This window comes from Alloprevotella sp. (assembly GCF_057240785.1).
Genome location: NZ_DBHHRH010000038.1, coordinates 199109 through 212070, shown reverse-complemented (window position 1 = coordinate 212070; position 12962 = coordinate 199109). Strand labels below are relative to the sequence as shown.

General features: G+C 46.5%; 4 protein-coding genes and 1 pseudogene. All 5 read right to left on the bottom strand.

Features of this window, described 5'->3' with window-relative positions:
* Positions 1-56 precede the first annotated feature (56 nt).
* A pseudogene (locus ACO4R2_RS10010) lies at positions 57-305 on the bottom strand (IS982 family transposase); the annotation flags it as partial.
* 392 nt (positions 306-697) lie between these two features.
* Positions 698-2809: a S46 family peptidase gene (locus tag ACO4R2_RS10005; protein WP_484770063.1), complete on the bottom strand. Its 2112-nt coding sequence runs from the start codon at positions 2807-2809 to the stop codon at positions 698-700.
* A gap of 64 nt (positions 2810-2873) precedes the next feature.
* The gene (gene tamL / locus ACO4R2_RS10000; RefSeq protein WP_484770062.1) at positions 2874-5438 is read right to left on the bottom strand and encodes a translocation and assembly module lipoprotein TamL; all 2565 of its coding nucleotides are present in this window, start codon (positions 5436-5438) and stop codon (positions 2874-2876) included.
* A gap of 71 nt (positions 5439-5509) precedes the next feature.
* Positions 5510-10321: a translocation/assembly module TamB domain-containing protein gene (locus ACO4R2_RS09995; RefSeq protein WP_484770061.1), complete on the bottom strand. Its 4812-nt coding sequence runs from the start codon at positions 10319-10321 to the stop codon at positions 5510-5512.
* Positions 10322-10510: 189 nt separating this feature from the next.
* Positions 10511-12022: a BspA family leucine-rich repeat surface protein gene (locus ACO4R2_RS09990; RefSeq protein ID WP_484770060.1), complete on the bottom strand. Its 1512-nt coding sequence runs from the start codon at positions 12020-12022 to the stop codon at positions 10511-10513.
* Positions 12023-12962: the final 940 nt, after the last annotated feature.

Genomic DNA, 12962 nt, shown 5'->3' with positions numbered 1-12962 from the left:
GCAACACGAGGTATACGCTCAACAAAGCGTGTATAAGAGAGCAGGTCGGGAAACTATTTTTTTAGTTCTCGGCAAACATAAAAGAGATAGAAATGTTTGAAATTCCGAAATGTATTGCTGTGGAACAAAATAAGAATTGTGATCATTTCGGCATCACTCATTCGCCCTTTTCTCTTGCGATATTTTGGACTATCGGTAGAGGAGGATGAGGGAGAAAGAGAGGTTTTGTTTAATTCTAAATGATATTCTTTGCAAAAATCATCTGCAATACAATAGATTTCCGTAACTTTGCTGATAAGTTTCATGAGGATTGTTCTTTTGTTATATGATTGATTTTCAACAGTAAATATACAAAAAAAACAATCCTCTTTTTAGGCTTTTATTGAAACTTTTTTGAGGAAAAAGAAGTATTGCTTATCCCGAATTGGGGTTAATTGACTGTAAACGTATATGTTATGAGCGTGACGATGTGTGACAACAACGTGACAACAAAAAGTTGTTGTCACGCATCTAATCATCTATTTATCAGCATGTTCTCTCCGCTGTGACAACGTGACAACAAAAAAGGAGTTTTTTCTTGATGGGAGACGTTCTTCTGCGTGTTCACCTACTTGTTTCTCGTGAGGGGCTTGTTTGCAGCGGATAGTGGCTAAAAAAACAGAACGGCAGGGGAAGCTGCCGTTCTGTGAGATGTGAGTTAGTGTATTTCCATTTCGTTGAAGAGATATTTGCTTTCGCCGAATTTGTCGAGAATCCAGAGAACGTAACGAATGTCGACGTTGATGCAACGCTGGAGTTCGGGATCGAATTTGAGGTCGCTACTCAGTGCTTCGATATTCCCATCGAATGCTAAACCGATGAGCTCACCCTTCGCATTCATTACTGGTGAACCAGAATTGCCGCCGGTGATGTCGTTGTTGGAGATGAAGCAGGTGGGCAGCTGACCATCCTCGCGTGCATAGCGTCCGAAGTCGCGTGCCTCATAGAGTTGACGCATACGCGGATGTACAATGTAGTCGATATTGGTGCTGTCCTCTTTCTCAAACATCCCCTTCAGCGTGGTGCGCCAATCGTAGAGAACACCATCACGAGGCTTCATGGCCTTTACGTGTCCGTAAGTCATGCGCAGTGTGAAGTTGGCATCAGGAGCTTTGGAGTTGTTGTACATCTCTTCGAGTCCACGAACGTAGGTCTTCTCCAGGGGTTGGACGGCCATTTTGAAATGTTTTGTTCCCTCCAATTTTTCTGAAAGTTCGTCAATGTCTTTAATCATCTTATAGATTGGGTCGGCAGTGAGCGTCTCTGCTGATGGATTTGCAAGGAATGTCTCCAGCTTTTTGCGGCTGGCGAAGATGGATTGTGAGATAAGTTCGTAGGGATTGCCCACCTGCAAATTGCGCGATATGGGCAAACGACAATTTTTCTCCCAGATGGGGAGTAGCAAGCGGGTGCGTTCAATGACATAATCCTTGGTGAAATCTTCCAGCTTTTTGTCATAGCTTTCGAGCAAATCTTTGCTGCTGTTTTGGATGTCCTGACGGTTGTTTGCCTTTAACGCAGCGAGCAGCTGTTGCATGATTCTGTAGGATGCGGGGTATTTGATGTTGCCCAGTGTTGCATACAGCAGATTATCGTCGAAAATAGAATCCTGATAAGTCTTGCAGAGTTTGTTGATGTCGGCCACCACTGTTTGGTATTCAGGCTTTCCGCTTTGGTGCGCAAAGTCTTGGAAGCGCTTTTCTTCACGGCGTTTCTCATCGATAAGTTTCAAATTACGCACTGCTTTAATCATGCCGTCATAGTTCTTCACCATATTGCCCAGTCGCATATTGGTGCTTTCAAGAACGAGGCGAATGCTATCGTTCTTTTCCATATATTTTTTGTAGAGATCGAGAACGGGCCAGCCCGCGGCAACTATGGGTTGATTGATGCTATTGACGCGCAGTGCCACTTGTTCGGAGGTGAGAAAACGCGATGTTGAGCCAGGGAAGCCCATCACCATGGTGTAGTCGCCCTCTTGAATACCTTTTGAAGAAATGCGCAGATAGTTTTTGCGTTTCAGCGGAACATTCTGGGGGCTGTAGGGAGCAGGCTGTCCGCTCTTATCGGCATAGATACGGAAAGCGCACCAGTCCACATTTTGGCGCGGCCATACCCAGTTGTCGGAGTTGCCTCCAAACTGTGCTACATTAAGCGGAGGATCAGCCACGAGGCGCACGTCAGTATATTCCTGCATATAGATGATGTAGAACTGGTTTCCGCCGAAGAATGGGAGCAGAGTTGATTCGATGCCTTTCAGCTTTGCATATTTCGATTTCTTACGCAATTCGCTGTTCATCTTCGATGTGAAGCTGTAGCTCTGCCGTGTATATTTGTCGATGCCCAAACGGCGTGCCTCAGCTTCGACCTGCGCCGTTACATCTTCAATCGCTAAGACAAACGTGAAGGTGAGATCCGGAGTGGGGAGTTCCTCTGCACGGCTCTTTGCGAAGAAGCCATCCTTGAGATAGTTTTTCTCGACACTGCTCATAGCGTGGATGTAAGAGAAACCGCAATGGTTGTTGGTGAAGATAAGGCCGTCGGGCGATACCACTTCACCCGTACATCCGTTGCCGAAGATGCCGACAACGTCTTTCAAGCTCGGGCCTGTCTCACTATAGAGTTGGGAGGGCGGTAGTTGCAAACCTGCCTTTCGGAGCGAGTCGGCAAGGTGTTGCTGTTCCATGAGTTTTAGTAGCCACATACCTTCATCGGCACGGGCAACAAGGCTGCACAGAACAGCCACTGCAAACAATAATATTTTCTTCATATCACTGTGGGTTTAAGGATTATCTGATGTGAGAGTTGTGAGTTAGCCCCGAACTCGACGTGGCTCAGAATGGATAGCCGATGGCGAAATGGAAAACAAGCCCGTCTTTGAATTTCTCCAAATTGTAGAAACCGCTGCGGCTGGTTTTGTAAGGCGCGTGGAGTCCGATACCTAAATCGAAGCGTAGGATGAGAAATTCCAAATCGTAGCGTAGACCTACGCCCGTGCCTACTGCAATATTTTTTAGCGTGGAGGCAGAGAGGCGTCCGCCCGGCCTATTAGCATCTTCGCGCAGCAACCAAACATTACCCGCATCTATGAATGTTGCACCATAGAGCGAGCCAAAAAGATGGGCGCGCAGTTCGGCATTAGCTTCCAGTTTGATGTCGCCGGTCTGATCTATATAGGAGTATTTAGAATCATTGCTACGATAGCTACCGGGGCCAATGGTTCGGATGGTGAAGCCGCGAACCGAATTGGCACCTCCCACATAGAACTGTTCTGAATAAGGGGCTGTGGTGCTATTGCCATAGGAGAAGATGGCTCCACCAAAAAAGCGTGTGGCCAGTGTGAAACGGTTGTTGATGGGAAGGGTATAGTGCACCTCCGCAGTTGTCTTCACAAATTGTGCGAACGGACTTCCGAAGATGCGTTTGTTCTGCTCGCTAAACTTCTTACCTGCTGCGGCATAAAAGCCTGAAAAGAGGTTTCCGGCTTCTTTTGCGTGGAGCTGAACCATTAGCGTGTTGCGGTGTCGGGCAGTAGAAGTGTATGTGAAGGTGTAGGACATGGCTGGAATAAACTGGTCGCGCATGGACACAGCCAGTGTGGGGTTGGCAGCCATGATAGAGTCGTAGGTGTGGGAAGTGTTGATGGTGTTGTTGAAGTCGATGCTGAGTGGCGTTAGCTCATGGAGCATGTTCGACTTCTTATACCAGTTGTATGTTGCACTTAGTCCGGCACTCACCAAGGTGAAGAAACCAGCGCGACGCTTCCAGTCGCCGTTGAGAGCAAATGTTGTTTCGGCGGGGAAGTTGAGACGACGGTGCGAAATGATGGGCGCAAAGAAGCGTGGGAAAGTGAAAGAGAGCTGTGAGCCTAATTCGTAACTGTTTAGTAAAGAGTTGTTGCTACGGATGCTTGAGCCAAACTGCCATTCATACGAACCAAATATTTTGAACGAAACAGTTTCTCCACCACGAAAAGCGTTGCGCTTATTCATCTCATACGACAGTCCAGGACCTACTTGCTGATTGCTCTTGAGAGTAGTATTCATTTCAAAATCAGAATCGTAGCGTTTGCCCATTTGTGCCGAAATATAGACATCAAGCGAGTCGCAATTAGCGGTTGTGTCGCGCGGCACGTAACTTACATCGAGCAAATTGAATACGCCTATTTTGTTTAATTTCTCCAATGTGTTGCGCTGATCAGCATAATGATACAACTCGCCTTTATTGTGCATGACGGCGTGCCGCCACATACTGGAGCGTAGTGGCATCTTATTGCCTCCATACGTGTAAGTGAAATTCTGATCTGTGCGTGAGGCATTCAGTTGTTCCTCTTCATTGCGTCGTATGTTTATATATGTCTGTCCAATGTACCACGGGTGATTAGCAACAGCAGGGATATTGGATTTGGGCATCACACGGAGTTGTACGAAATTTTTGCGGAGTAAGGTGTCGGCTTGATAAGTGGTGTAATCGTCTTGCCAGTAATAGTAGCCGTTCTCTCTGAGGAGCGAACCGATACGCGTTTGTTCATTTGCCAGTTTCACGACGCTAAAAGGCGCACCTTTAGTTAAGAGGCGGTTCGATTTAGTGGAATGAAGCAGACTGTCTTGCCGTGCACCATACGAATAGTATTGGATCGAGTCGAAACGCGACAACGGTCCAACATTCACCGTGTAATGAATTTTAGCTTTCTTGGGATTTTTCTGTTCTATAATTTTGTATTTCACTTTGCTACGGAAGTACCCATAATTCTGAAGAGTGTTTTGTGCCACCTTGATGCGCATATCAGGATTAACCGTTGAGACATAGACCGGCTGCTGAGCAAAGCATTTATAGATCCATTTTCCCAAACCAGACTTAGCATCAACGAAACCATTATAGAACCACAACCCCAACTGGAAAGGAGAGCGCAGATATGAAGAACCGAAAAGCGCATTGTTAGGAGGATAGGAGAGTACGGCTTCCACTTCCTCTTGCGCTGTTTCAAAAGCTTCTTTATTGATAGCACGTTCTGCCGCTTCAGCTTGTTTTTCTGCTTTCTGCTCAGCTTTAGTTTTTTTCCCGTTTAGAGCTGCATCTTTGAGTTTGTCAATCGTGTTGCCATCTGTTCGTCCTGACAAAACATCACTCACCGTATTTGCCACATCTGCAATGGTTGTGATAACGCCCACCGAGTCGAGTCGAATCTTGCTTTTCTTTACGGGAGTGTTAGTGTAAGAAATCTTGTCGATGCCGATATACAATTGCTCATCACTGGGCAATTTAGATGTAGTGGAGCACGAAGTGAGGAACAGCAAAAGGAGTAGTACAAGTCCCGTTGTATTTCTCGAAATTCTCGAAAACGAACGAATACTTATAGCACGTGCTACCCGCTGGGAAAATATTTTTTTTTGTTTCATTGTTACTTTCTCTTATAGAATGGTTGCTCTTTTGACTTTTTCGTTACAACGAACGAGAGCAATATCTCGACTTATTTTTTCTCTTTCTTACGCCAGAAGATGAAGAGATCGCCAAACTTATCCGTCTTTTTGCGCACAGAGTATCCCAAACCAGCTTTTGTGAGCTGCCCTTCGAGCGGGTCTTGCTGGTCGCGATCGTAGAAGACACGCAGATAGCGAGTAGCCCCTTGGTTCATGCGGTATTCAACGCTCACGTTATTGATAATGCTCTCTGCACGATTGTCTGCATTCTTTCCCGCACTGACACGCCCTCCGATGATAACGCGGATACGATCGTCCCAGAAGCGTTTAGCAAATTGGAAAGAATAGTCAGTGGTTTGTGTACCGGCGAGCGATGTTCCGGTTTCTACGCCCACGCTCAAATCGACGCTCTTTAGTGCATTACCAGCAATGTTCTGAATCTCATTTTGGAGAAAAGCGTTTAGTGCATTGTTTGCCTTAAAGCCACTCTTCATTGAGCTTGAGTCGGTTAGGTACATACCTGTTGCCATCATTGCCACAGCCGCTTTGTTGCGTTGTTCCTTCGACATGGCGGCCAATTGGTTTTGAACGCTCAAATCTTCGGGAGCAGCAATGGTGAATTCGAGCCCCATTTTGTCGAGCGTGTTGGTGATAGAAACGCCAACATCAAAAGCAACATTGCGCTGTTGCTCGTTTTCTGTAACGAGCACTTTCATGCGCTCCAGTGCTGTTACGTTGAGTCGAGGATTGGTAGGGTCGCCTGTGAAGTCGATAGTGCTACCCTCCACCAGCTTAAATGTGCGGAGTGGAATAACAGGTAGTTCATATTTCATCTCGCCCGAACTTGCCGTTAGTCGGCCAGTGAGGCGCATATCTCCTTGATGTGTGATGCGGAATGTTAGATTACCACCGCCTTCAATATTGGCATAGTTCTGTCCATCTTCGGAGAGGAGACAATTGAAGTGGGCTCCTTCGTTGACATTGATACCCAGCGCGAGATCATAGCTGGATGAGGCTTGTTCTTCACTTTCTGTTTCTTCTTCGGGATCTGTGAAATTTGTGAACTTCACAAGGTCTTCAAGCCTATTGTCTACAGAGATGGGGGAATCCTTCAGAATATATGTCATATTTGTATTATCGAGAATATCGAGTTGTCCTCGAATAGACAGATTATCTACCGTACCTTTCAGCGTACCTTGGCAGTCGGCATAGATTTTTCCAAACACTAGCGAATTGCGCTTACGTTGCGCATTGATAAGTTCGAAATCTTTTGCTTTTACATTGAAGTCTAAATATACTTTGCTAGTGTTGCTCATATCTATGTCGCCATTGAGAACAAGCGGATTCTTCCCTGTAGAATATAGGTTGTAATTTTCAAAATGCACCTTAGAGTTGTTGATAGCAACAGGCTTTTCTTCCATGCGGAAGTCAAAGCCGTAGACGTCTGAGTAAACGTGGCCAGAATCCACATCTAACGAGCCATTGAGTATCGGGTTCTTTGCTGTTCCTTGTAGCGTAAAATCACCTCCCGCTTTACCGCGTAATGCTACATCAGTTCCTTCAAGGAAGGCATTGAGCATAGGCATTGGGAAATCGTGTAGATTGCCTTTCACGTTAAATTCTCCGCTCTTGTCAGCGTATGTACCTTCTGCTTCGAGTACTTCGATACCGCCCGAACTGATAAAGGCTGAAGCGTAGTGTTCTCCGTTCGATTTGGGCAAGTAAGTGACATCAGCTCCAATCTGTCCCAGGCGTGTACCATCGAAAGCAAAACTGTTAGCTTGGAGTGAACCCATCGCACTGATATTCTTATGATCGTCGAAGAAGTGAATATCACCCGAAAGCATACCTTGCATCTTCGGTAAGAAAGGAAGCACATTGGAAAGCTCACCTAAATTGACATTGTTCACAGAAAGCGTGATATCGTTGACACTATCGGTGGCAGTAGAGTAAATCTTAAGACCTGTACCGTCATCCGCCGTTAAGTTTACATCCGCCCGAATCTGTTTGTTGTTTCCAAAGAAAATGTAGTTGTCTTTATTGATGCTAAAATTGCGATAAGCCAGAACGGGTTGTTCGGGATAAAGAACGATGTTGATACCATCTTGCAATACGTCAGCGCGCAAGCCCACATCGAAACCTTTATCTCCGTCAGCATCAAAGAACTTAGCTTGTATTCCAGCTCCTTGAGAAAGGATATAACCATGTAGCTGTGCGTTGAATTTATTTGGGTTGCGTCGCGTGTAGTTTCGGACACTACCATCAATAACTACGCCCGAAGTATCTTGAGATATAGCTAAGTTGACACTATCTAAAAGCAGTTTACCCGTTGTGATGGAGTCGGCACGGATGAGGCCCGACAGTCCTGAGAGAGGATGAGCATGGAGATCAATATAAGCCGTGCGGAACTGATACCCTTTAATGCGTAAGTAGTCGCTCACAAAATTGGTACGCGCCGCTTCGAAATGGAAATCCATTACTGGTAGCTCACTCTTGAGAACCTCTTGATTAAGCTGACGGTGAGCAAGTTGCTTTTCAAATAGTTTGAAGAAACGCGTGAGGCGTGGCACAAGGCGATCAACATTCCCTCGCGTTCCGAGTCGAAGTACCATGTCGCCACTGGTAGCAAAGACATGGGTTGAATCATTGCCCGTCCCGAGCGAGAAATCTATATCGCCCGGTGTGAAACCTCTATGGGGCGTCATCGCCAAGAGGTCGGAAAGTCGGCCAGATGCAGAGTAAGCCGTGAATGTGCGGTTGGTGCGGAAGCTTAGGTCTATCTGACCGCCACCTTGCAGGGTGTCCGCCGTTAAGCCCAGCCTGCGGAAGTCTATTTTCTCAAAGTTGCTCGACAATCGGCCAGAGATGTCTCTACCTAATGTAGCTTGGAGCGTTCCTTTTCCAGTAAGTAGCGCGTTGTTAATACAGAACTGAGCATTCGATGTACTACCTTGTTGGCGAACCGTAATAGATAGTCCGCTTAGATCATAATTGGCGTAGTTAAAACTACGAACACGAGCATCCATCGTGAGGCCGGCGCGGGGGGAGAGTACGTTGAAACTTCTGCTACGTGCAGAGAGTGTCCCACTAAAAGCCGACAACCCCATATTAGGTAGGAACTGCTGCAATGCGAGTTGGCGAGCATCAACGCGAACATCAAAGGCCTCTGTTTGCAGATTAATTCGTGCTTTCACTTTAGCATTTCCGCGCCCTGTTGCAAGGTTCGCATCGAGTTGGTAGTCGGAACCGCGGAAGGATAGGTTACCTTTCATCCCCACCGCAGCAGGTATACTAACTGTTTTGGCCACATCGGGCAAAACAGTTTTGAAGAGTGAGGGGAGAGTTGCTCTCGTGCGGAGCGAAAAATTCATTCTAGCCGAAGGAGTACTTCCCGTGATGTCGTCCAGTCGTCCATTACCCTTGAAAGTCAGTATTCCTGGTAGGTTGATAGATGTGTTTTGGAAGACAAGATGAGCCAAATTCCCCGAGAAACGCCCATTGAGCGAAAGCGTTCGGTTGGGATAGAGGCGGAGATAACGAGCAGGAAGATAACCGCGCGCCAAGTTTTTCACATCAGGTGCCCCTAACGTTGCAACGAGGTTCAAACTAACTGAAGTACGACTGCCTTTGTCAAAAGCTGAGAAGGGTAGATTTATCGTGGCACGCAGCGAAGAATAGGGCGTTTTTAGGTTGAGGGCAGGAAGCACTATGTGTGTGCTGTCAAGATACACCGCTCCGCTGAGCTCTTTCACTGCAAAACCGCATTGCTCCTGTAAGGCAACGTGGCGCACACCCAAGCGCAAAACGCCTGCGCGGTTGTAGCTGAGCGTGTCGATTTGTGCGTTTAGTCCCGTCACTACGATGTTTGTTGGATCGAATGGCTTTGTGGGCTTTTGCAGTGTAGTTGAATTGCTGGAGGCAGTGCGGAACTTCCATTGTTTTCCGCGCGCTGTTGTCTCTGCAGGAAAAGGACTCCATCGTTCCAATTCTGCCACGTTATCGCTATAAGTGTAGGCAATGCGCACACTGTCTTTGTAGTTTCGTTGACGGTCGGCAGGAATTGCAGGGATGGGATTTTTTTGCATCCAAGTGCCGTCAGCCCCATTGGGCGTATAAGCCACATTCCCCTTCTTGATATTCAAGCTGCGGAAGGCATAATACGCCTTACCCGTGTCGAAGTCGCCATCGGTGAGCACCGCCTTTTTCAATTGAGCTGCCACCCAAATAGTGTGATGCGCCTTTTGGGGAGGCGTGGTGGGCAAAGCTCCAGCCAATGCCACACGCGCTTTGACATTTTCGAGACAGGCTTCGTCCACACGTATGCGCCAATGGCTCTTGGTGGTCGTAGTATCGTCGAGCGCACTATCGGCGAGAGCCACTGTTATGTCTGAATTGCGCAGTTGTGCCAACTGAACATGAACGTCCTGTTTTTGCCAATTCACGCCTTTCGTTTCTGCTGTGAGATGCCCCACAACTCCTTTGATGCGTGTGTTTGAGATATAGTTTTTTGTATCTATTCGCGACACGTCTAATTCAATCCCACTCACATTGGCTTGCCCATGAAAGAGAGGGAGCATTTCCAAATTGAGTCGGACGGTGCGTGCGTTGAGCAGCGTGTCGCCTTTCTGCACAGCTTTCACACCATTCACGTTGAGATCCAACGGAAAAGCCAGTCGAACATTATCGACGGAAAACTGAACGCCTGTTGTTTCGCTGAAATGCGTACAAACACGCTGGACTATAAAGTTCTGAACTGGTGGAAGATAAACCAGTAGGGCCAGTATGAGGAAGAGGACTATTGGTGTGCAAACCACCCATAGTGCCACCTTTCCTATTTTTCTTAACTTGTTTGATTTCGGCATATTTGGCAAAAATACGGATTTCTTGTCGTAGCCACATATCTTTCCCTTACAAACTCTTCCTTTTTCTCGCTTTTTTCTCTCTTCCTCCTTTCCGTGTTTTGCAGATGATTGTTTTTATACCAAAGAAAATCCCCACAAACTTACTCGCAGCGAGCAGTTGGTGGGGAAATTTCTATTTGAGGGAGAACACTACTTGCGGAGAATCTTCTGCGTAGTTCCATTGCTCATACGGACGATGTTCAGTCCGCGCTGTAGCTCGTTAAGTCTGCGTCCGTCAGTAGAGTAAATCGCTTGGATGCTTGTATTGGCTTCAGTGGTAGCCGTAGCAACTCCCGTACTTTCTTTCTTTGTGAAATATCCTGTTTCAGGATTCGCCATGGAGCCATCTGTCTTACTTGCATCGTAAGGCACTGCTCCTTGGAGCTTCGTACAACCAGAGAATATATCCCAATATACTGAACGAGTCCAAGTATTATTGCAATAGATGGTTTGTAGAGAATTGCATTCATAAAACATTCCTTTCATGTCTTCCACGTTCTCCGTCTTGAAGTTAGAGAGATCGAGGGAAGTTAAATTATGGCAGCCAGAAAACATTAAATTCATGTATTTCACGTCCTCTGTCTTGAAGCTGGAGAGATCGAGGGAAGTTAAACTTGAGCAGCCCTCAAACATTGAACCCATGTATTGCACGTCCTCTGTCTTGAAGTTGGAGAGATTGAGGGAAGTTAACCTTGAGCAGCCCTTAAAAATTGAACCCATGTATTGCACGTTCTCCGCATTGAAGTTGGAGAGATTGAGGGAAGTTAAATTCTGGCAGCCCTCAAACATTGAACCCATGCTTTGCACGTTCTCCGCATTGAAGTTGGAGAGATCGAGGGAAGTTAAATTCTGGCAGCCATAAAACATTCCACTCATGCTTTGCACGTTCTCCGCATTGAAGTTGGAGAGATCGAGGGAAGTTAACCTTGAGCAGCCCATAAACATTGAACCCATGTCTTTCACGTTCTCCGTCTTGAAGTTGGAGAGATTGAGGGAAGTTAAATTCTGGCAGCCAGAAAACATAAACCTCATGTCTTTCACGTTCTCCGCATTGAAGTTGGAGAGATTGAGGGAAGTTAAATTCTGGCAGTCCCAAAACATTGAACTCATGTTTTGTACGTTCTCCGTCTTGAAGTTGGAGAGATCGAGGGAAGTTAATTTCTTGCATCCATAAAACATTCCACTCATGTTTTGCACGTTCTCTGTATTGAAGTTGGAGAGATCGAGGGAAGTTAAATTCTTGCAGTCCCTAAACATTTCCCTCATCATAGTTACTTCAGATGTATTGAGATTTGTCAATCCTTCTATTTTCTCCAGTTTTTTTAAATTAAGAAACCAAATCTCTGTGCTTTGGGGGCGATAGTTCTTGAACGAAGCATCGAAGACAGCGGTAGTAACTTTGGACTCTGGCGTAAACCTCATTCCAGACCAAGCAGGGTGTGTCTCTCCGTAGTTGTCCATACTCGTCTCCTCAATTCCCCACACAGTGCCCGTGCGGGATGATTTCTGATCATCATAGTAAAACGTTAGCGTTTTATTATCGCTGCTTTTCACAACATAGGCTTCCTTCTCCTGTGCTTGAGCGGACTGCGGAAGGAGCAACAAGGCCATGAATCCTGCAAGGAACACAGCACAGAAATTCTTGAGTAATTTTTTGTTCATAAATTTTTCGCTTCCCCTTTTTGTCTCCTTGTCGTTCTGTTTTTTAGGAGTGCCGTATCGGGAAGTTGGGCAGGTTGAAATGAATAATGTTTGTATTGTTTAGATTACACTGTGTCCGCCTTCTGGCTCTTTAGAAAGCAAAGAGGCAAGCATTTTTGTGTTAAAAGTTATACATCTGCAAATATAAAGAAACTTTTAAATAATACAAAAAAATACATATTTCCCTTCATTAAGGCAGTGTACAGGCGAGCGTCGCACTGAAAGCGTTGAGGGAGAAACTTCACACGAGTCGCAGTGGGTGCTGTGCGACGCTTCCTGCGTCGGAGGTTTGTGTCGTTGCCCATCCACGGGTTCACCCTTCGGGTATCACCCGCGGTTAAGCATGGTGTGTCCCCGCCGGGGACAGTGGGTGAGCACGAGGGAAGTCTATCTTACGCTTCCTCACACACATCGTAAAAAGTCTATGCACTATCGGTAGGCAACTCCACACATAGCTTCGTCAACACTAAGCCTGCAGCAAAATAGAGTAACTCACACCTCCGGCGGGGATAGTGAGGATGCGCGAGGAAGTCCTCTGCCCCTGCATATCGTGACAGTCTATAATCATACCATCGCCTCAGACACATCGAAAAAAGTCTATGTACAGTCTGTGACCAACTCCACCTACAGCTCTGTCAATACTCCACCACTGCTCAGCCTCCACAGCCATAGTCATAGCAGTACAGAGTAACTGACGCCTCCGGCGGAGGCGCACCATGCTTAACCGCGGGTGATACCCGAACGATAGTGAGGGCGAACCCGTGGAGAAGTGGACAGACAACGGCACTACCTTCCGACACCGGCGGTGTCGCACTGAAAGCGTCGAGGGAGTATTCTCCCTCTCTCCTCCTATAGAAAAAACTCATTTTTTGTTGTCACGTTGTCACGGAGAAAGAGAAGA